Below are 20509 nucleotides of genomic sequence, written 5' to 3' on the forward strand. Positions count from 1 at the left end.
GTAACTTAAAATGAATAGATAAGGGGATGTTACTTTTGAAAAAAGTTAAGCGCTTACTTTCGGGTGCATGTGTAATGTCGCTGTCCACCACCTTATTACTTGCAGGATGCGGCACTTCCGATGATGGCCGTGCAGCTGTTGATGGAGACAGTCCGTTTCCCATTAGTATGGCGATTGTTCAGGTTGGGGAAATTCCGGAGAGCGGTGATGTAGAGAAGGCAATTGAGGAATATACGAATACAGACCTAAGTATTCAGTGGGTTCCGTCCTCTGCCTATGATGAGAAGGTCAGTGTCATGATTGCTTCAAATGAGATGCCGATGATCATGAAGCTGAATTACGTACCCATTGTAATTAGCGCACTGCAATCCGGACTATTTTGGGAGCTGGGACCTTATATTGACGATTATCCAAATCTGAAGGCGCAGGATCCGAATCACTACAACAACATCTCTGTTGAAGGGAAAATATACGGCATTCCGCTATTCCGTGATATGGGACGTGCTTCTTATAACTACCGCAGCGATTGGCTCGAGACGTTGGGCATGGAGCTGCCGGACAATCTGGATGAGTGGTATGAGCTGCAGAAAGCGATGGTACAGAAGGACCCGGACGGCAACGGTAAGAATGATACCTACGGATTTGTGCTCGACAAAGGCTACAATACGGGACATTCCGCAGTAACGACACGTCTTGCGGTTAGTATCGGGGGAGTAAATAAATGGGGGCTTGTCGATGGTAAAATTACACCCGAGTTCATGACCACACCGTATGTGGATGTGCTTGATATGTTCAGACGGATGTATGCGGAAGGCTTGATCAATCAGGATTTTGCGGTGATGGACGGTACGGAAACAGGAAAGCTGTTCGATTCAGGTCGTGCCGGTCTTGGAAATGCGGTCGCCCAAGCCCTGAAAAGTCAGTATGAGCGGCTTACTGCAACCGACCCAAGCTATGTCGTGGATAATGCGGCCTGGACAGGACCCGAAGGTATAAGACTTGCTGGTGAGCCAGGGCATAATGGATTCTTGGCCATTCCGAAGCAGGCGGTGAAGTCTGAGGAAGAGCTGAAGCGAGTGCTTGAATTTATGAATGCCCTGCTGGATGAACCGTCTTCGACCCTGCTGATGAGAGGCGTCAAGGATGTGCATTATAAGGAAACGGAGGATGGCCGGACGGAATTTATTGATTTTGCCCTGTTCCAGCAGCAAGTGAAGCCATATCGCGACAATCTGCTCAATATCGAGGGCTATCATGTGAAGCCGCTGAAGGATACGCCTCAAGGTGAAAAAGGGACCGCGATGGCGAAGGAGAACGCCAAATATGTGGTACCAAACATCAGTCTGACTCTAACATCCGCAACCTATATGGAAAGAGGCAATGAGCTTGATCTGTTGATCAGTGACGCCCAAACGAAATACATTATGGGACAGATTGACGAAGCCGGCTGGCAGGCAGAAGTCGATAAATGGCTAAAAGCAGGCGGTTCACAGGTTATTGAGGAATTCCAAGCATCGTATGATGCAAAATAAGAGAATTAACGAGCGAGAAGGGATTGCGAAGGTCAGCAATCTCTTCTCGTTTTTTGTTTCCAGCGTGCAGTTCAATAACAAGTCAGGGTGCCTATTTATAACGATAACGATACTTTTTCAATTAAAGCGCGTTTATAATAGATAGGCAACCAAATAAATGACATCAAGAGGAATGACGGCAGATGAAAATAATGGAATTATATACTTCGGAAGTGAATGTGGATACGATCGCATTCTCCATCTTTTTTATAGTCTTTGTAATGGGAAACGCATTCGTCGTATCCAGGCTGATTACGTTATCTAAGCAATATGTATCAAGGCTTCGGTATATTATCGGTTTGATTCTACTATTCGCAGGAGGAGCGGCAGGGTTCGAGCTCGTTATGAAATACTTGCCTGACATAAGTCAAACGGTGCCTGGACCAGGAGCAGGAATGCTTCTGATTGGTATCGGGGTAGCAGTGATCCTAACCGTCGTCTTTATAATTGTAGAAAAGTATGTCTTCCGCTTCAACAAGCTGCTAAATCCGACGATGTTATTTATTGCAGCCCAGCCCGTGCTGTTGCTCCTGTTCTATGCAATCTTTGTTGCACTGGACAAATGGGGGTTAGTGACTCTTAATCAATGATGATGTAAGAATAGCGCTTGAACTATGAACGAATGAACCAATCCAATAGAGATCTTATCAATGAGAAAATAGGTGAGCGTATGAAGAAGGTCGTTCTTGCAGGAGGGACTGGCTTTATCGGCCAATATTTCCAACATGGTTTCGAGCAGCTGGGATATTATGTGTTCATCATCTCTAGACAGCAAGGTCATATTTCTTGGCAAGATCATGCCGGAATCGTTCAGGCACTGGATGGTGCAGATCTGTTAATTAATCTGGCCGGTAAGTCGGTAAACTGCAGATACAATGCATCGAACAAGAAGGAGATCATGGAGTCGCGTACGCGCACAACTCGGATTCTTGGAGAGGCGGTACTCCATTGCCGCAAGCCCCCGGCTCTGTGGATTAACGCAAGCACGGCAACGATCTACCGTCACGCTGAGGACAAACCGATGACGGAACAATCAGGTGAGTTAGGTACGGGATTTTCTGTGGAGGTGGCTAAGGCATGGGAAGAAGCCTTCTTTAGCTATGTTCTGCCTCATACAAGGCAGGCTGCTTTACGTATTGCTATTGTTCTCGGACCGGGCGGAGGCGTATTGACACCTTATATTTATTTGACGCGATTTGGGCTAGGGGGCAAGCAGGGGCCAGGCAATCAGAAATTCAGCTTCATCCATATCGAGGATCTGTTCCGCATAGTGCAGTATATACAGAGCCGCGAAGATCTCGAAGGTGTATTTAATGCATCGGCTCCGTATCCGGTGACTAATCGTGAATTAATGCACGAGATGAGGAAGACAATGCGTGTCCCTGTAGGGATTCCAACCCCCAAGTGGATGCTGGAGATGGGGGCTATTGTTATTCGAACGGAGACAGAATTGATACTGAAGAGCAGGTGGGTTGTACCAGAACGGTTATTGGAAGAAGGCTTTGAATTTAAATATCCGACGATACAATCGACCTTGAAGGCGGTACTGAACATCAAATAATTTAGCATATGTGATCGAATTAAAGCCGGTTAATAACACGTATGGTCATCGTGCCCGATTCACTGAAGTCTATACTTATCAATGAGATATAGACACGATATAGGTTGAAAATAAGTTGACAAAAATTAAATTTTGCATTATATTATTTTCGTTTCAATTCGTAATTATAATAATTACAGATATTAGGGAGGCATTACAAAATGACCCAGGATATACAAGCCAATTTCTTTAATTTGATTCGTGAACGTCAATCTATTCGCAGCTACGATCCGAGTGTTACGATTTCAGAGGAAGAACTGAAAGCCATTCTTGAAGATGCCGTGCTTGCACCTTCTTCGTCCAACTTACAGCCATGGCGCTTTATTGTGGTTAACGATCCGGCAGTCAAAGAGACACTCAAGCCGATCGCAAATAACCAGCAACAAGTCGTGGATTCCGCAGCGACAATTATTGTACTAGGAGACAAAGAAGCATATAAACGGGCAGATGAGATCTATGATCGTTCTGTAGAGCTGGGCATGCCTCAGGAAGCTCGGGATGCTTACGTACCAAGAATGTTAGAATATTACCGTACGATGTCAGAAGAAACAGCTCGGAGTACAGCTGAGATTGACGGAGGTCTGGTGTCCATGCAGCTGATGCTGGCTGCAAAGGCAAGAGGTTATGACAGTGTACCTATGGGTGGTTTCTCACATGAGCGTCTTATTGAAGAGTTTAAGATACCTTCTCATCTAGTTCCCGTCATGCTCATATCCATAGGTAAAGCAGCGAAGCCTGGTTTGCCAAAATCTCGTATGGCTCTCGATCGGGTAACTTATTGGAATGCGTTAACTCAAGAATAATAGTTGCTTTATCCCGGGTGAGGGTAAACGCCAGTTCATAACAGCAGTGACTAATTGTCGCTGCTGTTTTTTCTGCTGTATGAATTCCATAGATCCGGGTTCTCTTGTAGAGGTGTGTCAAGCTATCGCTAATCATCATTAGTTCATTTTTGAAAAATGTCGGACATTTTAATGCTAAGCGCTCGGGTCATGTTCTCCACCTTGGTTCTGCCATCCTCAAAATAATAGGAATACAGAACGATATCCCCGTCTGATTTGATCATCCGCTCAAACTGATCTTCATTCATTGACAATTCCATGTTCTCCTCAAGCCACTCATTTTTAGTCAACAGGGTAGGTATAGCAATACTCTCAGAGGAACTCGGTGGAAGAATAGATTGGTCGTCTATTTGCAGATCAATTCGGTGTATATCAAAGCCATGTATGATCTCTATCTTAGATTCGCTGCCCACATATCGGAGACCAGCTTGAAATCGCAGCAATTGAGCCGTTTGTTCATTCACTAAATTTGTTTTCAGTCTTATCTGATAATCATCAATTCTTTTGATTGCGGTAACCGATTTCTCCGTCTTAACGATCTCATCCGGTGTGTAATCGACGTTGGAAGAGCAAGCAGACAGCAGCATGAGGATGAATAATAAAGTGAGACCAGTTATAGATACTCGCATTTTCGACCTCCAAAGGGTTGTCATATAACAACTGACGCAGGGGAGTGGAGGATTGTTCCATCTATCTGGTTAATTGAAGGCATTCTCATTCTTTTTGAAGAATTCGTAGTATGTGCGAACATGATCTAATTCGGTCCAGTGTCTTACCTTCACAGGATTCTCATCAAGGTTATATATCTTTGCTCCTTTCATGGATAGCAGGAAGGGGGAATGTGTAGAGATAATAAACTGGCAGCCAAAAAAACGGGCAGAATCTTCAATAAATTTCAACAAATCCAGCTGACGTTGTGGAGAGAGACTGTTCTCTGGCTCATCCAGAATATAGAGTCCATTTTCTCCGATTTTTTCAGTGAAATAGCGGAAGGCACTTTCCCCATTAGAATATTCCCTTACATTATCCATCAAAGTGCTTCGCACATACCGGGACTGTGTTTTACTTCTCGCTGTATTCATTTTCTTTAACTGCTCGTAATCTTCCATCGACCTCATCTGAAATTGCGAATATTTCGCATCCAAATATTCATCGAACAATTCTTCCCGCTTATGATCAATCCCCTCGTTAAGATTTCGGATATTCAACATGAAGTCAAATACATCATCACTAGTAATAATCCTGCTATTATCTGGGATGTCATCTCTGGTATGCATCTCGCACATACGCACATAATCAGGATAGAAATTCGATTTGTTATAGATTGAATCACGTTGGATTCCCGTTTTCTCTGCGATTACGTTTAATGCAGTGGATTTACCTGAACCATTCCCGCCATATAAGATCGTGACCGGCTCAAAATCAATGACCTGTAAGCCATTTTTGGACAGGATTTTGAAGGGATAAAATGAGTCATAGCACGTTCTCTTTATATTCATGAAAAAGTCAAATTCCATGTCATCATTCGGAAATGAAAAAGTATGTAAATAAATCATCCTTCTCCTCCTTACATAGTATCTATACTAAACTACTTGTTCCCGAGAAAAATGTCTAGATGCGATCTCATTTAGTAAATGAGAAGGATGGATTAAATATAATTACCAGATAAGATGCAAAGTATGCTTGACATTAAATGCAAAGTAAACTATGCTAAATTTGCAAAGTAAACATTGCAAGGAAGTGGTCGATTGAAGACGAGAATTGCTGAACTGCGTAAGCAACATAAGTTGTCGCAGGAGGAACTAGGGCTCATTGTAGGGGTGACCCGGCAAACCATTACCTCCATTGAAACGGGAAAATATACGGCTTCCCTCGTTCTTGCCTACAAAATTGCTCAATATTTTGGACTTACCATTGAAGAAGTGTTTGATTTCAGCGAAGTGGAGGAAATGTAATGGAGAAGTACAAGGTTCAAATAAGAACTCGAAAGAACGCACTGTCGGTGGTAGCTGCTGCTATGTTATTGATCTATGCGGGACTTGTGTTTTATCGAGGTGGTCTGCCTGATTTACCTAGTTTTATAAAAGGATTTCACACGGGGGCATTTATCGGTGTTGAATTGTGCATTGTGTTTTTTCTAGCCAGGTATATTAAAGCCATCAAGAATGAAGCAGAGCTGAAGAAGCTGTATATCGAAGAGAAGGACGAGCGGAATGCAGTGATTCTTCAGAGTGCCAGCTCACTCAGTATGGTCATCATTCTTGTAGGTCTTGGGATGGCCTCTGTCATCGCCGGTTTCTTCAACACAATGATATTCTATACCTTAATGGCTGCTTTATTTTTTGTTTTGATCGTGTTTTTTGCATTGTGGATCTATTTTGCAAAGAAGATCTAACAGCTTAATAAGATGAATCGAGGTTGAATCAATGGAGAGTAAATTACCTTTATTTATCGTAACGGGTGCAAGCGGTTCCGGGAAATCCTATGTAATTCAGGATCTGCGGAGAATAATGCCTGAATTTGATATTTTTGATCCTGATCATCCTGTTGATTTTGTTGGGCACGATTGGGAGAAGATCCGAAATATTTGGCTGAGAGTTGCCCGAAATATCGCGGAGAGTGGACGTATGACGATTATATGCGGAACCATGATGCCTTGGGATATTGAGAAATGTGCAGACTTTTCGTTCTTTAAGCATGTGTATTATCTGAACCTACATTGTCATGATGTAACACGGGAAAAACGCCTTCGTGAGAGAAATTGGCCAGAGGAAGAGATTCAGAACCATCTTAACTTTGCAGCTCGATTGCTTGAAATTGCTGGCGAGGCTTATAATCCACCCATGCCTACAATTGATACTACGGAGACGGATGTCACTCAAGTTGCCCTTCAAATAAAAGAATGGGTTCATCAGTACACTAGAGGTAATGAATGTCCTGATTGAGGAAAATGACAAAACAAGAGATCTCTTTCCTACAGAACTTAGATGCAGCTGGTTAAGGAGCCAGCTGTTTTCTTATTGTCCAAGAAAATATTTTGATAGCCGATCTCATTAGCGATTGTTACCTGCATCCTCTCAAGAATTCGAATAATAAATAATCATGCTGGCACGGGTGATTTCGGGTCCTGAATTGTGGTACACATGCTCGCGATCGGCACGAAACCGGATGGAGTCTCCAACGTTCAATGTATATTCCTCCCCGTTAAACCGAACCGTTAACTGACCATCGAATACGGTGATGAATTCCTCCGTTCCTTCCTCATGAGGCTCAGCACTCAAATAGCCACTTTTATCGATCTCAAGCGAATAAACCTCAAAACGCCTGCCGTCTTCAAAAGGGAAATAAGGGTATACTCTAAACTTTTCATTATCGTCATAGATCGCTTTCGTTTCGTTTTTGGACACGATCACCGTATCTTCGGCAGGCTCGTTAATTAACGAGGTAAATGAAATTTTTAATCCGTTCGCTATTTTCCATACCGTTTGTATCGTTGGGCTGGACTCGCCGCGTTCAATTTGGCCTAACATCGTCTTGCTGACCCCTGTTAGATCAGAGACTTTATCGAGACTAAGCTTTCTCTGATTCCGCAAACTCTTCAAATTTTTGGCAAGCACAGAATTAATATTCAAAAAAATTCTCCTTTCGTCTGTTGTACTTTATAACGTCTATACTGTACAATATAAAGCGTAATCGTGTACGTTAAAACGCACATTTTGTATAATTATAACATACATAGGGGTGAAAAACATATGCTTGTCATGTCTTTTTTGATTTATGTATTCGTAGGCTCTTTTACTCCAGGGCCAAACAATATCCTCTCAATGTCGAATGCGTCACGATACGGTTATAAAAAGACACTGCCTTTTAGTTGCGGCGTAATGACCGGATTTTTTGTAGTAATGCTGTTCTGCAGTTGTTTTAATCTTCTCTTGTTCCGATTTATACCCAAGATCGAATTCGCGTTGGCGATTATAGGTAGTATGTACATGATCTATTTGGCGATCGGCATAATGAGGAGCAAGCCACAAAAAAAGGAAGAGGAGACGAAGCCGTACACTTTCTTAACAGGCGTGTTGTTGCAGTTTATGAATCCGAAAGGGATTTTGTACGGCCTGACAGCGGTATCTACTTACATCCTTCCTCACTATAATTCGAGCTTAAGCCTTATTTTGTTTTCAATCTTTTTGGCTTTTATTTCTTTCCTGTCAACTTCCAGCTGGGCTATGTTTGGATCTTTGTTTCAACGTTTTCTTGCCAAGAACGAGAGGCCATTTAACGTACTTATGGGATTGTTGCTTATTTATGCCGCATTTTCAATACATGTATAATAAGGTACCGATGAGACACTGATAATTCAATCCAACGAGGAACATAGCCATTCAAAAAAGCTGTGTCAGATGAGGATATGATACAGCTTTTAGCGTTTAATTCCGCTTTCTTTCCACAAAAAAACTGCGTATAATATAAATTATACGCAGTTTTTGATTTAATCTATTTTTATATCTGCACTCGATCACTTGGTCAGTTTAATAGCAGCTTAGAAAGTGGTGAAGACGAGCATGATGACAGATTACATACAGGATACTTATGCGGAGGAGCTCGAGGCCTTTGACATCTGGTTGAAGGATGCGGGCTACACAGGTTATACCGTGAAATCTTACAAGAGTGATGTATCTGAATTTTTAGAGACGCTGGAAGGAAAACCGATTGATCGGGTAAAACGGCTTCAGGTGCTGTCCTTCTTATCCAAGGCACGTGACCGTGGTATTAGTGATGCGACTAGGAATCGGAAGCATGCAGCCGTGAATTGCTTTTTCAAAGCTCTAATTGAGCTGGAGCTCCTTACGGTTAATCCGACGGCTGGAATTAAGAAATCCAAGACAGAGAAGAATAGAGTTCCTGTTTTTATGGATGAACAGCATCTATCACGTTTCATGGCATCAGTAGAGGGGAAATACCGGGAACGGAATATGGCGATCTTTTTGCTCATGGGCTATATGGGACTTCGTGTAGGTGAGGTTCATTTGCTCAATTTAGGTGATTACAACGCCGAGAGAAAAACGCTGAGTGTATTCGGCAAAGGCCGTAAGTGGAGGCTGCTTCCTGTACCCGATGCTGTTGGTGAAGTGCTGAAGGATGTGATCTATAAAAGGATTTCACCTCGGAAGTCGAAGGAGGATGCTTTGTTCGTATCCCAGCAGGGGAGAAGGCTGTCCATACGTACGATACAGCTCATTGCTTCTGAAGCGTTTGAGCGTTTTCAGAAAGATGTACCTCCTGCACAGCACGTATCCTATTCGAGTCATAAGCTCAGGCATTCCTTTGCTACGATGATGCTTCGTAAAGGCGCTGATTTGCGTACAGTGCAGGAATTGCTGGGTCATTCGTCGATTCAGACGACAACCGTATACACTCACGTTACGAATCGGGAGAAGGAGCAGGCGATGGCTATGCTGGATATTGTCGTTCCTGATTATAGTGATGCTGGTAACAGTAGATAATTCAATTTCCGTAATAAATATTATGTAAACTAATAAGTGAATCAATATTCAATTTAATTCAGACGATAACATTTTTATTTAATTCATAGCCGATTGCTTTAAAAGGATTGTAAACGGGGAATTTCTTACCGGCCTGAGGAAATTACAATTAAGGCAGATTCGATCTCGCCTGGCCCTTATGTTGAAATAAGAGATGATGATGTGATCGTGGCAGTGGGAGACGAGAAATGTACGATCGAACGGCCCATTTTATTCATCAAAAAATGCAACTGGAACAAGACAAAGACAGACATGTTCACTCATAACGAGAGAATATGTCTGTTTTTATATAAACTATCAATGAATGTAAACTAGATCAACTAGAGATGCGATTTAGAAAAAAAGTATAACGGATATTTTCGATTTTCGTAATAAATATTATGTAAACAAATGTCGCCTCAAAACACTTGAACAGTATCCTGAGCTGGAGTGGATTGCCAATGAGCTGGAAGGTTTCCTGACGGAGCAGGAAATGCAGGACCATAATGCACAAGTAAATATAGATGCCCTGCTTGAAGATGATGTGGCTCGTGATTTTCTGATCGAGAAAGGTATAATTGAAAGTTAAAATGAATTTTAAAAGGGGATTCGCCTATATGGCGGATCTTTTTTGCCAAGATCTATAATTATACTCTACATATTAAACATTATGTAAACTAAATTTCTGAATTAGGAGCATCCGTCAAAATCTTTTATAATACTTAGAAGGTGCAATTAACTTAACTCAGCATCTTAAAATCATCATGCAAGACAGAAGGAGGAGTGTACAATGCGCGTCAGTATACTGGATCAAACACCGCTGAAGGTGAAGGGCACTCCTGAATTGGCTTTTAACGAAACGGCCCAGCTGGCAAAGTTTGCTGATCAACTTGGATATACACGGTATTGGGTAGCTGAGCACCATAGTACTGATGCGATGGGCGGTTCTTCGCCAGAAGTGCTTCTCGGTTATATCGCTGCGATGACGTCAAATATGCGGATAGGTTCGGGCGGTGTCATGCTGCAAAATTATAGTCCGTACAAGGTCGCTGAGAATTTCAAAGTACTATCTGCGCTTGCGCCCAATCGAGTGGATTTGGGGGTAGGCAGATCCCCTGGAGGTTTACCCAATTCGACCAAGGCGTTACAGGACCTGAAGCTTCGAGACCCGGATACCTTTACAGATCAGCTGCGTCAGCTGCAAGAATATCTAGGAAGAGTACTCCCTGCGTCCCATCCGTTAAGAGGATTAATGACCACGCCACGCACTCAGTTCACTCCTGATCTGTGGCTTCTCGGAACGAGTACCTCCAGTGCGCAGCTTGCCGCATCTATGGGTCTTCGGTACGCCTTTGCTTATTTCTCACCAGGGCAGGAGGAGCAGCTCTATTCCGCTTTCCGTGAATATAGAAGGAGTTTTGTACCTCATGAGGGTCTTCATGATCCTTACGGGCTGGCGGCGATTCGGGTGATCGCGGCAGATACGGATGAAGAAGCAGAAGAGCTTGCAAAGACTTCCATACAGTTTACCTTCTATTTAAGAAAAGGGAGAGTGCTGCGAATGGACAGTCCGGAAGCCTGGAATGAAGCCGAGCTGTCTCTGCTTGACAAGGAACTAGTGGACTCCATTAAACAGGCTCATATCATAGGCTCTAAGCAAACTATACAGAGAAAAGTAACCGAGCTGCAGGAACAGTATCTGTTCGATGAGCTGATGGCATTGTCCTTTATCTACGATTTGGATAAGCGCAAGGAATCCTTTCGTATATTGCATGAGGCTGTGAGAGATCTCTAGATCCTGAGCATATTTCAATATTGAATTCGGATGTGGTATTGTAGAAGTGGTAGCGAAACACTAGCATACAATATCAGATCTTATATCAAAAAGGTGGATACATTCGTTGAACAAGAAGAAAGACCAAAAATCACTACTCTACATGCTAAAGGGAGATACACCGGCTGAAGTGCCTGTCAAAGCAAAGGGCAAGCTGAATTGGACAGCATCCTTCAAGCTGTTTAAAGTATATCGTCAGGTGAGGGCAAGTAAAATGCTGGCCCCAAGCCTCATTATTTTGTACTTTATCTTTGCGCAGATCATGCTGCTCTTTTTCTCCATAATTATGTCCGTTTCGCTCATTCCATTTTTCCTGCTGGGCATTCTCCTATGGGCGATATTGAATAAATATTTAGTCTGGGTGCTCAAGGAAACAACGATTCGTACGTTAATAAAAGAAGGGTATACTCCCAAAGGTCAAGAGGATCAAGCTTACGTAGACGTCTTGTACCTGTAATATGTAAATTCAAGCCAGCCTTAAACAAGGTTGGCTTTTTCTTATTTTTAGAATGTCGCTTGAGCTGCTTATGAAAGGGCTCTAGACATTATAAGGTCAATTTGCTCTTCATCGCCCATCAAAAAAGAATGTGATCCGGTTTGGACAAATCCCATTTTCTTATAAAATGCGATGGCTGGCTCATTCTTCTCCCAAACACCTAACCAAATTTTTGTTTTGTTACGCTCTAATGCTATTTCAATAGCTCTATTTAACAGTTGCTTGCCAAGGCCATGTTTTTGAAATTTGTTCCTGATATATATTCTTTCTATTTCAAGTGATTCATCACCCATTAGTTCAGATTGGGCATCATTGATATTAATCTTTAAATACCCAGCGGTTACATTATTGAAATAAACAAAATAGAAATCAGATGAAATATTGGACAGTTCTTTTTCCAACTGTTTGGAATGAAATGCTTTTGCCAGATAGGAATTCATATTTTCTGGTGAGTTTTGATTTCTGAATGTGTCATTAAATGTTTCAATACTTATTTCTTGGAGCAGGAGCACATCTTCACGAGTGCATTTTTTTATGTTAACAACCATATGAATATGTCACATCCCAATGTATTTTTAATAAATTCTTTTTTTTCCTCTTTTTACATATTCCCAATCTTTTTCGATATTTGATCTTATTCTTTTGAGAAAGTGAAGCATGTTTTCTGTTTCTATGTCTGAGAACCCTTCTAAAGCAACACGTTCAGAATAATCGTTCTCTTCCTTAATAAAAGGATAAGTAGTCATTCCTTTTTCTGTAGGAAAGAGTTTCTTTATTTTTTTATTATGCTTGTCCTCTTTTTTTTCAATAAAGCCACTCATTTCGAGTTTTTTTACAGCACGAGCTGCTGTAGTTCGATCTACTTTAATCATTTCAGCCAACTTTTCTTGAATAATTCCGGGTTTTTCACAAATTCGCACTAGATACAGATATTGGCCTTTAGTCAGATCGTATTCTTTGAACTCGATATTACTTATAGAATCTAATGCTCTTGCTATCATTCCAATTTCACGAAGAATCTCCGTCATAACTCAACTCCTTAAACTTATTGTTGCATATACAACAAAAACCACATAATAAACTTACTTCATAATTGTTGTAAATGCAACAAATATGAAGAGATATGTTATCAGATTAAAGAAAATTAACCTATTTCTTCTATTATTATAGTAAAATATGCAGCGTTGATAGATACAGCTTTTACTATAATGACTCAGAATGGGAGACGAGCGAGAAATGAAGCAATGGGGAAAATTACTGCTCAGCTGCGCCATTGTATTAGGTTCAGCAGCAGGTGGAGCTGCAGCTCCGTTTGCACAAGCGGCGAGCACCAATCAAGTGAAGATTATGCTGGACAATTATCCTTTGCCTTTTCCAGTAGAGCCGGTCGTCATTAGCGGAACAACGATGGTCCCTTTCAGAGCCATATCCGAAGCGCTTGGGATCAACGTGGTATGGAACCAGAAGGCAAAGAAAATAACGGCTTCCAAGCTGTCGGATGGCATTAAAAAGACAGTTGAACTCACTCTCGGCAGCAAGACAGCAAAAGTAAACGGACAAAACGTCTCATTAACGTTAGCCCCGAGGACAATCAGCAATACAACGATGATTCCACTTAGCTTCTTCAGTCAGCAGTTTGGTGCGGGCGTAGGCTGGAACCAAGCGTCCAAGACGGTATCCATTACATCGCCTAGAGAAGAGATGTACACGCTTGGCTATTATGCTCTGCGTTCCTTTGATGAAATTTCCTATCTCCATCATTTTGACGCTGCCGCGTTTGGCTGGAGCCGTATTGATCGAGAAGGTAATTTTACGTTAACAGGGGATGAGTACAGATGGCCAGCTCCATCAGGAGAGATTACTGGTGAATCGATTATTAATGATGCTGCATCGGAAGGAACAACTCCCTTTCTCATGGTATATTCCGTAGATGGCATGCTGGAGCTGACGAAGAACCTCGAAGACAAGGAACTGCGAAGTCAAACGATAGACAGCATAATGGAGGCAGCAACAGAAAAAGGCTTCAAAGGCATTGCACTGGACCTCGAAGGACTCGGGATGACTGGTGATAAATCCAAGGTAAAGAGCGATTATAATGCATTTGTCAAAGAGCTGTCTTTAAGAGCCAAGCAGCAAGACATGAAGCTGACCGTCATTGTGCATGCACTGAACAGCGTGTATCAAGGCTATGACTATAAGACGCTCTCAAATCTTGCGGATGATCTTGTCATCATGGCGTATGCCTATGGAGATGAAAAAAGTCCTGAGCCCGTGGCAAAGGTGGATGAAGCCATACAGCTGGCACTGAAGCAGGTTGACAAGGATAAGCTTATTCTGGGGATATCCCGTGGCAGCGAAACTGCAGCTAGCATTAATACAAAGATTGGTCTTGCGAAGCGATATGATCTGAAAGGCATTGCTCTATGGCGTCTTGGAATAATAGGTCCTGCTACCTGGGCTGAAATGAACAAGACCATTGTGCTTGACTGATTGCAATAAAACCTCATTTATGATCTCCAATTCATGCTGACTTCTGCATAAGCCGCTGCTTTCATTTATATTGAAGACAGCGGCTTATTTATATTTTTGCTGGTACGAACCGGGGGAGCATAACTATAATAAGGTAGTGTGATAAAAACGAATAGGAAAGGGTGGAGAGAATGGGCGTACCGACATTTCTTGAAACAGGTCATATGACAGAAGGTTTTCCTATCAGGGTTATTCATACGGGTGATCAATTTAACTATGCAGCACATTGGCATGAAGAGGTTGAGATGGTATTTGTCAAAGGGAACTATGGGCGTATTGGCGTGAACAGCAGTATTTATGAGCTTCAAAAAGGCGATGTGCTGGTGATCAAGCCTGGGGATGTACATTGTTTTTTGCCGGGAACACAGAATTTAACCATTATATTGTTTCGGATGGAGCTGTTTACGAGCAGCTTTATAGAAGACACAGATTGGCTTGGTATGAAGCAGTTATTTAATAAAACAACCGTTATTCCTGCTTCGACATGTAAAGAAAGAGCATTAGGGGAATACCTCAGTGCGCTCTCAGCGGAAGAGAGCAACCGACAGGCAGGTTATAAATGGGCCATGATTGCAAGGCTGTATGACTTTATTGTACAGCTCCTGCGCACAATCGATCCTAGTGAGGATTCCGATGCGCTTAACTGGCAAATTACAACCTCGAAGAAGTTTGAGTTTATTGAGGGGGTATGTGAATATCTGGAGGAGCATTACGCTGAGAATATCAAGCTGGATCAGGTCGCTGATCATATTAAATTTAGTAAATTTTACGTCTGCAAGCTGTTCAAGGACATTAAGGGCATCACGCTGATGGAGTATTTGAATCATTTTCGAATTATCAAGTCGGAATGGGCGCTGCTGTTCAGTGAGGATTCCATTCTTGATATTGCGGTTAGCCACGGATTTAACAATATTAACTCATTTAACCGCCTGTTCAAAAAATATAATAACTGCACCCCGTCCGATTTTCGAAAGAAGCATAAAACAAACAACGCAAAATATGAAGGATGATGAACAATATCGGTGAAGAAAGCCTACTTCAAAATCAATATAATCGAATAAAATGTAAGCGTTTCCTTAATTGAAGGAGGGAGCTCATGAATCTATTTTCTCGTCACCGGAAGCCGCAGGTTAAACGCCATCATCTAGCGCTGCTTGTACTTCTATGCTCAGCCGTATTGCTGTCAGGCTGTCAGCTCCAGGCCTTGGCCGAATCTAATGATAACGAGATCACGGTGTGGAGCTTCACGGATGAAGCCGGCTATGCGATTGAGAAGTTCGAGGAGAAGTACCCGGACATTAAGGTTAATTTTGTCAACATTCCGGGCAATTTCTATATCACCAAGCTGAAGTCGGCACTTCAGACCAGCTCCAAGGCACCTGATGTCTTTATGATTGAAAACGCTAACATTAGAGAGCTGATTGATGTGCCTTACCTGCAAAATCTGTCGGAGGCACCTTACCATGCGGACGAACTGCTTCCTGAGCAGTATCCTTTTGTCCAGGCCAATGAGAAAGACAGTGAAGGAAATGTTAGAGCAATTGGTTATCAGGCAACTCCGGGAGCTATCTATTACCGGCGGGATCTGGCGAAGGAATACTTGGGGACAGATGATCCCGAAGAGGTCAGCAAGCAAATTGACACATGGGACAAAATCTTTGAGATTGGCGAACGGGTACAGCAGGAGAGCGGCAACCAAGTCCATGCTTTGGCGAACTGGAACGCGATCTCGAACTCTTATGACGGAATACCTTGGGTACAAGACGGCAAGTTTGTCATGGATGATACGTATCTGGAAATTCTGGACCTTGTTAGAGAAGCGAGAGAACGTAAGGTGCTTGCGGAATATGAAGAAGGAAGTGCAGGCTCCGCTGCCTCCATGCAGAAGGGCACCGTTATGTTTTACCCAGCAGCCACCTGGGGGCTCCAATACACCTTTAAGGCCAATGCTCCGGACACTTCTGGCCTGTGGGGGCTCGCTAAAGGACCAACAGGATTCAGCTCGGGTGGAACCTATATTGCCATGTACAGCAATAGTGACAAGAAGGATCTGGCCTGGAAGTTTATTGAGTTTTATAACTTTGACCACGAATTTCTGTCTCAGCTGGCACAGGAACAAGACTACTTTACGAGCAACATGATCGTGAATGATCAGCTGGCAGAGACAGTAACGTCGGATTATCTTGGCGGGCAGAAGCATTTTGAGTTCTTCTCAGAAGCAGCAAAAGACGTACCTGTCTATGAAAGAACGAAATATGACACGGTGATCAACAATGATATATTTAAAAACGTCCTTCAGCTGTATCTGAACAACGACATTCAAACGAAGGAGGAAGCGGTAAAGAGGATTAAACGCGACGTCAAATTGAGATTTCCAGAGCTCGAAGGATTGGAGTGAAATGCTGAATACGAAAGAACCTGAATAGGAAACCGATGACGGGGGGGACCAATGAATGTTTGCTAAGTCCATACGCAAAGACCACTATGGTTATTATTTTATTGCTCCGTTTTTCATCATTTTTCTCATCTTTGGACTTTATCCGATTCTGTACAGCTTATACATCAGTTTCACCAACTGGGACGGAATTACGACGCCGGAGTTCGTCGGCCTTGGCAATTACGCGGCGGTCGTGCAGGATCCGCTCTTTTGGAAGACACTGTTTAATACGTTATTCATATGGGGAATATCGGTAGTTCCTCAGCTGACCGTGTCGCTGGTATTGGCTTTTGTCCTAAATGACAAGCTTCTCAAGGGAAGAGATTTTTTTAGGGCCGTATATTTCTTTCCGAACATCGTCACTGCAGCTTCCTTAGGTTTGCTGGTGAGCTTGATCTTTGATTGGCAGTCCGGGGGACTCAATCACTTTCTAGTCCAGGTGGGTCTCATTGAGAATCCGATCAATTGGAAGAACGATCCTTGGTTCATGCGGCTGATCGTATCGGCGATCTTGTTCTTTCAATATTTTGGCTACTCCATGGTGATCTATCTTGCAGGCCTGCAGGGCATCGACCCTTCCTTGCAGGAAGCGGCCCAAATTGACGGCGCGGAGAAGAAGCATATCTTCCTTCACATCATCGTTCCTATGCTGCGTCCGATTATTTTGTTCCAGATCATTACGTCCATCATCGGCGGCATTCAAATCTTTGATCAGCCCTTTACACTGACGAACGGAACGGGGGGACCTGACCGGGCAGCCATGACAAGCATTATGTATCTGTACAATGTTGCTTTCCAGAGCACGCGCTTTGGTTATGGAGCAGCCATTGCCTTCTGCTTGTTCGTGATCATCATTTTGTTGTCGGTTGCCTCGTTCATGATGACCAAACGCAAGAGCAGCTCATAAGAGGGGGGAATGAGGATGCAAACGGCCAAATCATTAGAGCAAAGCATGGCTTATGAGAGAAAAGCAAAGGTAAATCGGCTGACACCCGGCAAAGTATTGATCTATCTTTTTCTAATTGCGCTAGCCATTATTTGTATTATCCCGTTCTATCTCATGCTGATCTATTCTACCCATAACAATGCTACGATCGCGTCAACCTTCACCTTTCTTCCGGGTTCGTTCCTGCCCGACAATTATGCCAATATGGCTTCCAAGATCAACATTTGGCGGGGCTTCGGGAACAGCATCTTTATCGCAGGAGCTTCCACGATTCTCTCTCTGTATATCGGTGCCTTGACGGCTTTTGGATTTGCAAAATATAAATTTAAAGGCCGCACATGGCTGTTCCTATTTCTGCTGGCAACGATGATGGTACCCGGGCAGCTCGCGCTGATCGGGATGTATCGACTGTTCAGTACACTCGGCATGCTGGACAGCTATGCAGCCATCATATTGCCGGCGGCAGCCAATGCCTTCAACGTATTTTTCATCAAGCAATTCATCGAGAGCAGCATTCCGGATGAGATTATCGAGTCATCACGGGTTGATGGGAGCGGAGAGTTCAGAACCTTTAACCAGATTGTGCTGCCGATTCTTGGTCCTGCGGTAGCAGCGCTTGGCATATTTACGTTCATTGGCTCATGGAACAATTTCCTTACTCCGCTTGTATTGTTCTTCTCACTGGATAAATATCCACTGCCGGTGCTCGTTGCACTGGTTCAGGGCTATTACGGTATGGATTATGGACTCCTGTACTTGGGTGTCGCCATCTCGATTGTCCCTATCATTATCGTGTTCGCCGTGTTCTCCAAACAGATCATCGGCAGCGTTGCATTGGGTGCAGTAAAAGGTTAGAGAGCGACAATTTGATATGAAGCTGAAAAGGCAAGGTTCACGTGAGTTCTACTGCACTCGCATGAATGTTGCCTTTTTGATCGTTTCCTAATTTCTGACTGCTACTTTTGTGCTCTTTCTAATATAATGGAGTTATTATAGTAACGGAGGAGAATCATTATGGGATTTTTAGATGGATTATTAGGAAATGCTTCACAAGTGAACTTGGCTGAAGTTCAGAAGGAATTTGCTGCTCTGCTGGCACCTAATGAGCAAATTGAGCGGGCGTATAAGCTGGTAAGAGACTTGTTTATTTTCACAGACAAAAGATTAATCCTAGTTGATAAACAAGGGATTACGGGCAAGAAGGTGGAATACCATTCGATCCCTTATAAGAGCATATCGCATTATTCCATTGAAACGGCAGGACACTTTGACATGGAAGCTGAACTTAAGATTTACATTTCCAGTTCTACCGTTCCGCTTCAAAAAACATTTAATAAAAACACAAATATTTACGAGGTGCAGAGCGTACTTTCTCATTATATTTTGAAATAATAGACAGCATGGTGCGGGCAGATCGGACAAATGATCAGAGACCTTACGTGAGCTTTTGCAAATTCTTTGCTTGGCAATAACCTTTTCTATATGTATAATAGTGGAAATTCAAAACACGAAAAGCGATGAAAGGGATCTGCTTCTGCATTTGATGATCTAGAGAGCTGCCGGTTGGTGCAAGGCAGGGATTCAAGCAGAGGCACACCTCACCCTGGAGCAGTATAGCTGAATTGAACTCTTGCTGATCTTGGAGTTTTCATTTAGGCTGTACCGGCTAACCGTCGATATACGGTTGTTCAAGATTCGGATGCGTTTGTGCACATGACCCGCATTCGAATAAAGAAGAGTGGTACCGCGAAGGAATGATGGCCTGTCGCCTCTTTAGAGGCGACGGGCTTTTTTGGTGCCAAACAGGCAGTTTATCTAGATATCCATTGCAGGGGGAAGTAATGATGAAAGAGATCATTGATTATTATGAAGCCTTTGATGAATGGGGAAGACTGGATCGGGAACCGCTGGAATTTACAGTGAACTGGCATTATATAACGCGATATCTTCCACCGTCGGGTCATGTACTGGACAATGGCGCAGGTCCAGGTAAATATGCCATGGAGCTGGCTAAGCAAGGCTATCGGGTCACCTTGTCTGATCTGACCCCCAGACTTGTGAGAATAGCAGAAGAACAGGCAGCACGTTTACAGCTGGATTCACAATTTGACGGACTTCATGTGCTGAATGCGGCGGACCTCCATTTATTTTCAGATGAAGCCTTTGATGCATCCCTGATGCTTGGTCCATTGTACCATTTGCAGGAAGAAGCGGATCGAGCCAAAGCCGCGAGGGAGCTGTACCGAGTTACCAGATCAGGTGGAGTCGTGTTTGTTGCCTTTCAGACACGCACCCGCATGCTGCTGAACTCATTACTGAATCCAGCGCACTGGAAACCCAATCATACGATGGATAATCTCGATCAATTTTGGGCAACCGGCAGATTTAATCACGAGGATAAAGGGCGTTTTACGGGAGCGTACTACTTCGACACAGCCGGCATCGAACCTTTTATGCAGGAGCATGGATTTGAGAAGATTAGTCTTATTGGCTCTACCAGTATCGGAGCATTGCTGCAACCTGAACAGGTGGATTATTGGAGAAATCAAGGGGACGAGGCTTACCGAAAATATGTGGAGCTGATGATCTCAACTGCAGAAGACCCGGCGCTGCTTGGTATATCCTCACACTTACTCTATATCGGACGAAGAAGGTAGCTTAGACCATCGAGTCCAAAACCAATAGCTCATTATGGGAAGTTGACTGGATAGACGGCTTTGATCATTCGTAAT

Annotated in this window: 24 protein-coding genes; 19 read left to right on the plus strand and 5 right to left on the minus strand. The window is 43.1% G+C overall.

What is annotated here, in order from left to right:
* The first annotated feature begins 74 nt into the window (after positions 1-74).
* The 4 genes from ACFSVM_RS08965 to ACFSVM_RS08980 all read left to right on the plus strand — a co-directional run bounded on the left by ACFSVM_RS08965 (position 75) and on the right by ACFSVM_RS08980 (position 3974).
* Positions 75-1532, plus strand: coding sequence for an extracellular solute-binding protein (locus ACFSVM_RS08965; RefSeq protein ID WP_379262946.1), 1458 nt, complete (start codon positions 75-77; stop codon positions 1530-1532).
* A 182-nt stretch (positions 1533-1714) separates the two neighbouring features.
* Positions 1715-2161, plus strand: coding sequence for a hypothetical protein (locus ACFSVM_RS08970; protein ID WP_379261562.1), 447 nt, complete (start codon positions 1715-1717; stop codon positions 2159-2161).
* Between the two features lie 80 nt (positions 2162-2241).
* Complete coding sequence (locus ACFSVM_RS08975) at positions 2242-3132, plus strand: TIGR01777 family oxidoreductase (protein WP_090727126.1); 891 nt, start codon at positions 2242-2244, stop codon at positions 3130-3132.
* Positions 3133-3332: 200 nt separating this feature from the next.
* Complete coding sequence (locus tag ACFSVM_RS08980; RefSeq protein ID WP_090727124.1) at positions 3333-3974, plus strand: nitroreductase family protein; 642 nt, start codon at positions 3333-3335, stop codon at positions 3972-3974.
* Positions 3975-4117: 143 nt separating this feature from the next.
* On the opposite strand, the gene ACFSVM_RS08985 is transcribed toward ACFSVM_RS08980, so the two are convergent.
* Entirely contained in the window at positions 4118-4642 is a 525-nt protein-coding gene (locus tag ACFSVM_RS08985) for a hypothetical protein (RefSeq protein WP_379261565.1), read from the minus strand.
* A gap of 69 nt (positions 4643-4711) precedes the next feature.
* Positions 4712-5569, minus strand: a complete 858-nt coding sequence (locus ACFSVM_RS08990) for an AAA family ATPase (protein ID WP_379261567.1) — start codon at positions 5567-5569, stop codon at positions 4712-4714.
* 192 nt (positions 5570-5761) lie between these two features.
* On the opposite strand from ACFSVM_RS08990, the gene ACFSVM_RS08995 reads away from it, so the two are divergent.
* Genes ACFSVM_RS08995 through ACFSVM_RS09005 form a run of 3 tightly spaced genes read left to right on the plus strand, consistent with a single transcriptional unit; the run spans position 5762 to position 6958 of the window.
* The gene (locus ACFSVM_RS08995; protein WP_076310740.1) at positions 5762-5968 is read left to right on the plus strand and encodes a helix-turn-helix transcriptional regulator; all 207 of its coding nucleotides are present in this window, start codon (positions 5762-5764) and stop codon (positions 5966-5968) included.
* Positions 5968-6408: a hypothetical protein gene (locus ACFSVM_RS09000; RefSeq protein ID WP_090727119.1), complete on the plus strand. Its 441-nt coding sequence runs from the start codon at positions 5968-5970 to the stop codon at positions 6406-6408. Before ACFSVM_RS08995 ends, ACFSVM_RS09000 begins: the two co-directional genes overlap by 1 nt.
* A 31-nt stretch (positions 6409-6439) precedes the next feature.
* Entirely contained in the window at positions 6440-6958 is a 519-nt protein-coding gene (locus tag ACFSVM_RS09005) for a nucleoside kinase (protein ID WP_379261570.1), read from the plus strand.
* 132 nt (positions 6959-7090) lie between these two features.
* On the opposite strand, the gene ACFSVM_RS09010 is transcribed toward ACFSVM_RS09005, so the two are convergent.
* Positions 7091-7645, minus strand: a complete 555-nt coding sequence (locus ACFSVM_RS09010; RefSeq protein ID WP_090727118.1) for a helix-turn-helix domain-containing protein — start codon at positions 7643-7645, stop codon at positions 7091-7093.
* Between the two features lie 129 nt (positions 7646-7774).
* On the opposite strand from ACFSVM_RS09010, the gene ACFSVM_RS09015 reads away from it, so the two are divergent.
* From ACFSVM_RS09015 to ACFSVM_RS09035, 5 genes are all read left to right on the plus strand, one after another.
* A complete protein-coding gene (locus tag ACFSVM_RS09015) occupies positions 7775-8344 on the plus strand; it encodes a LysE family transporter (protein ID WP_341180728.1) in 570 nt (189 codons plus the stop codon).
* Between the two features lie 231 nt (positions 8345-8575).
* Positions 8576-9517, plus strand: a complete 942-nt coding sequence (locus ACFSVM_RS09020; protein ID WP_379261572.1) for a tyrosine-type recombinase/integrase — start codon at positions 8576-8578, stop codon at positions 9515-9517.
* Positions 9518-9911: 394 nt separating this feature from the next.
* Positions 9912-10124: a glycine betaine ABC transporter substrate-binding protein gene (locus tag ACFSVM_RS09025; RefSeq protein ID WP_379262949.1), complete on the plus strand. Its 213-nt coding sequence runs from the start codon at positions 9912-9914 to the stop codon at positions 10122-10124.
* 201 nt (positions 10125-10325) lie between these two features.
* On the plus strand, positions 10326-11330 hold the full coding sequence (locus ACFSVM_RS09030; RefSeq protein WP_379261574.1) for an LLM class flavin-dependent oxidoreductase: 1005 nt from the start codon (positions 10326-10328) through the stop codon (positions 11328-11330).
* A 106-nt stretch (positions 11331-11436) separates the two neighbouring features.
* Positions 11437-11826, plus strand: a complete 390-nt coding sequence (locus ACFSVM_RS09035; RefSeq protein ID WP_379261576.1) for a hypothetical protein — start codon at positions 11437-11439, stop codon at positions 11824-11826.
* Positions 11827-11894: 68 nt separating this feature from the next.
* On the opposite strand, the gene ACFSVM_RS09040 is transcribed toward ACFSVM_RS09035, so the two are convergent.
* Positions 11895-12413 (minus strand): GNAT family N-acetyltransferase, encoded by a 519-nt coding sequence (locus ACFSVM_RS09040; protein WP_379261578.1) that lies wholly within the window; start codon positions 12411-12413, stop codon positions 11895-11897.
* 27 nt (positions 12414-12440) lie between these two features.
* Entirely contained in the window at positions 12441-12893 is a 453-nt protein-coding gene (locus ACFSVM_RS09045) for a MarR family winged helix-turn-helix transcriptional regulator (RefSeq protein WP_090727112.1), read from the minus strand.
* A gap of 208 nt (positions 12894-13101) precedes the next feature.
* Between ACFSVM_RS09045 and ACFSVM_RS09050 the strand changes: the two genes are divergently transcribed.
* The 7 genes from ACFSVM_RS09050 to ACFSVM_RS09080 all read left to right on the plus strand — a co-directional run bounded on the left by ACFSVM_RS09050 (position 13102) and on the right by ACFSVM_RS09080 (position 20434).
* Positions 13102-14355, plus strand: coding sequence for a stalk domain-containing protein (locus ACFSVM_RS09050; RefSeq protein WP_379261581.1), 1254 nt, complete (start codon positions 13102-13104; stop codon positions 14353-14355).
* A 170-nt stretch (positions 14356-14525) separates the two neighbouring features.
* Positions 14526-15404, plus strand: a complete 879-nt coding sequence (locus tag ACFSVM_RS09055; RefSeq protein WP_090727109.1) for an AraC family transcriptional regulator — start codon at positions 14526-14528, stop codon at positions 15402-15404.
* 86 nt (positions 15405-15490) lie between these two features.
* Positions 15491-16792 carry an ABC transporter substrate-binding protein gene (locus ACFSVM_RS09060; protein ID WP_379261584.1) on the plus strand — a complete coding sequence of 434 codons (1302 nt, stop codon included), beginning with the start codon at positions 15491-15493 and terminating at the stop codon, positions 16790-16792.
* Positions 16793-16847: 55 nt separating this feature from the next.
* On the plus strand, positions 16848-17738 hold the full coding sequence (locus ACFSVM_RS09065) for a carbohydrate ABC transporter permease (RefSeq protein ID WP_379261588.1): 891 nt from the start codon (positions 16848-16850) through the stop codon (positions 17736-17738).
* A gap of 15 nt (positions 17739-17753) precedes the next feature.
* Positions 17754-18632: a carbohydrate ABC transporter permease gene (locus ACFSVM_RS09070; RefSeq protein WP_083655657.1), complete on the plus strand. Its 879-nt coding sequence runs from the start codon at positions 17754-17756 to the stop codon at positions 18630-18632.
* 159 nt (positions 18633-18791) lie between these two features.
* On the plus strand, positions 18792-19169 hold the full coding sequence (locus ACFSVM_RS09075) for a PH domain-containing protein (RefSeq protein WP_047911701.1): 378 nt from the start codon (positions 18792-18794) through the stop codon (positions 19167-19169).
* A gap of 452 nt (positions 19170-19621) precedes the next feature.
* Positions 19622-20434 (plus strand): class I SAM-dependent methyltransferase, encoded by an 813-nt coding sequence (locus tag ACFSVM_RS09080; protein WP_379262951.1) that lies wholly within the window; start codon positions 19622-19624, stop codon positions 20432-20434.
* Positions 20435-20509: the final 75 nt, after the last annotated feature.

Origin of the sequence: Paenibacillus shunpengii (assembly GCF_042684905.1) — a bacterium.
Classification (GTDB): Bacteria; Bacillota; Bacilli; order Paenibacillales; family Paenibacillaceae; genus Paenibacillus; species Paenibacillus shunpengii.

Excerpts from the sequence above, each read along its gene's own strand:
- ACFSVM_RS08965 (WP_379262946.1), top strand. The coding sequence starts at position 75 with ATGTCGCTGTCCACCACCTTATTACTTGCAGGATGCGGCACTTCCGAT.
- ACFSVM_RS08970 (WP_379261562.1), top strand. The coding sequence starts at position 1,715 with ATGAAAATAATGGAATTATATACTTCGGAAGTGAATGTGGATACGATC.
- ACFSVM_RS08975 (WP_090727126.1), top strand. The coding sequence starts at position 2,242 with ATGAAGAAGGTCGTTCTTGCAGGAGGGACTGGCTTTATCGGCCAATAT.
- ACFSVM_RS08980 (WP_090727124.1), top strand. The coding sequence starts at position 3,333 with ATGACCCAGGATATACAAGCCAATTTCTTTAATTTGATTCGTGAACGT.
- ACFSVM_RS08985 (WP_379261565.1), bottom strand. The coding sequence starts at position 4,642 with ATGCGAGTATCTATAACTGGTCTCACTTTATTATTCATCCTCATGCTG.
- ACFSVM_RS08990 (WP_379261567.1), bottom strand. The coding sequence starts at position 5,569 with ATGATTTATTTACATACTTTTTCATTTCCGAATGATGACATGGAATTT.
- ACFSVM_RS09000 (WP_090727119.1), top strand. The coding sequence starts at position 5,968 with ATGGAGAAGTACAAGGTTCAAATAAGAACTCGAAAGAACGCACTGTCG.
- ACFSVM_RS09005 (WP_379261570.1), top strand. The coding sequence starts at position 6,440 with ATGGAGAGTAAATTACCTTTATTTATCGTAACGGGTGCAAGCGGTTCC.
- ACFSVM_RS09015 (WP_341180728.1), top strand. The coding sequence starts at position 7,775 with ATGTCTTTTTTGATTTATGTATTCGTAGGCTCTTTTACTCCAGGGCCA.
- ACFSVM_RS09020 (WP_379261572.1), top strand. The coding sequence starts at position 8,576 with ATGATGACAGATTACATACAGGATACTTATGCGGAGGAGCTCGAGGCC.
- ACFSVM_RS09030 (WP_379261574.1), top strand. The coding sequence starts at position 10,326 with ATGCGCGTCAGTATACTGGATCAAACACCGCTGAAGGTGAAGGGCACT.
- ACFSVM_RS09040 (WP_379261578.1), bottom strand. The coding sequence starts at position 12,413 with ATGGTTGTTAACATAAAAAAATGCACTCGTGAAGATGTGCTCCTGCTC.
- ACFSVM_RS09045 (WP_090727112.1), bottom strand. The coding sequence starts at position 12,893 with ATGACGGAGATTCTTCGTGAAATTGGAATGATAGCAAGAGCATTAGAT.
- ACFSVM_RS09050 (WP_379261581.1), top strand. The coding sequence starts at position 13,102 with ATGAAGCAATGGGGAAAATTACTGCTCAGCTGCGCCATTGTATTAGGT.
- ACFSVM_RS09055 (WP_090727109.1), top strand. The coding sequence starts at position 14,526 with ATGGGCGTACCGACATTTCTTGAAACAGGTCATATGACAGAAGGTTTT.
- ACFSVM_RS09060 (WP_379261584.1), top strand. The coding sequence starts at position 15,491 with ATGAATCTATTTTCTCGTCACCGGAAGCCGCAGGTTAAACGCCATCAT.
- ACFSVM_RS09065 (WP_379261588.1), top strand. The coding sequence starts at position 16,848 with ATGTTTGCTAAGTCCATACGCAAAGACCACTATGGTTATTATTTTATT.
- ACFSVM_RS09070 (WP_083655657.1), top strand. The coding sequence starts at position 17,754 with ATGCAAACGGCCAAATCATTAGAGCAAAGCATGGCTTATGAGAGAAAA.
- ACFSVM_RS09075 (WP_047911701.1), top strand. The coding sequence starts at position 18,792 with ATGGGATTTTTAGATGGATTATTAGGAAATGCTTCACAAGTGAACTTG.
- ACFSVM_RS09080 (WP_379262951.1), top strand. The coding sequence starts at position 19,622 with ATGAAAGAGATCATTGATTATTATGAAGCCTTTGATGAATGGGGAAGA.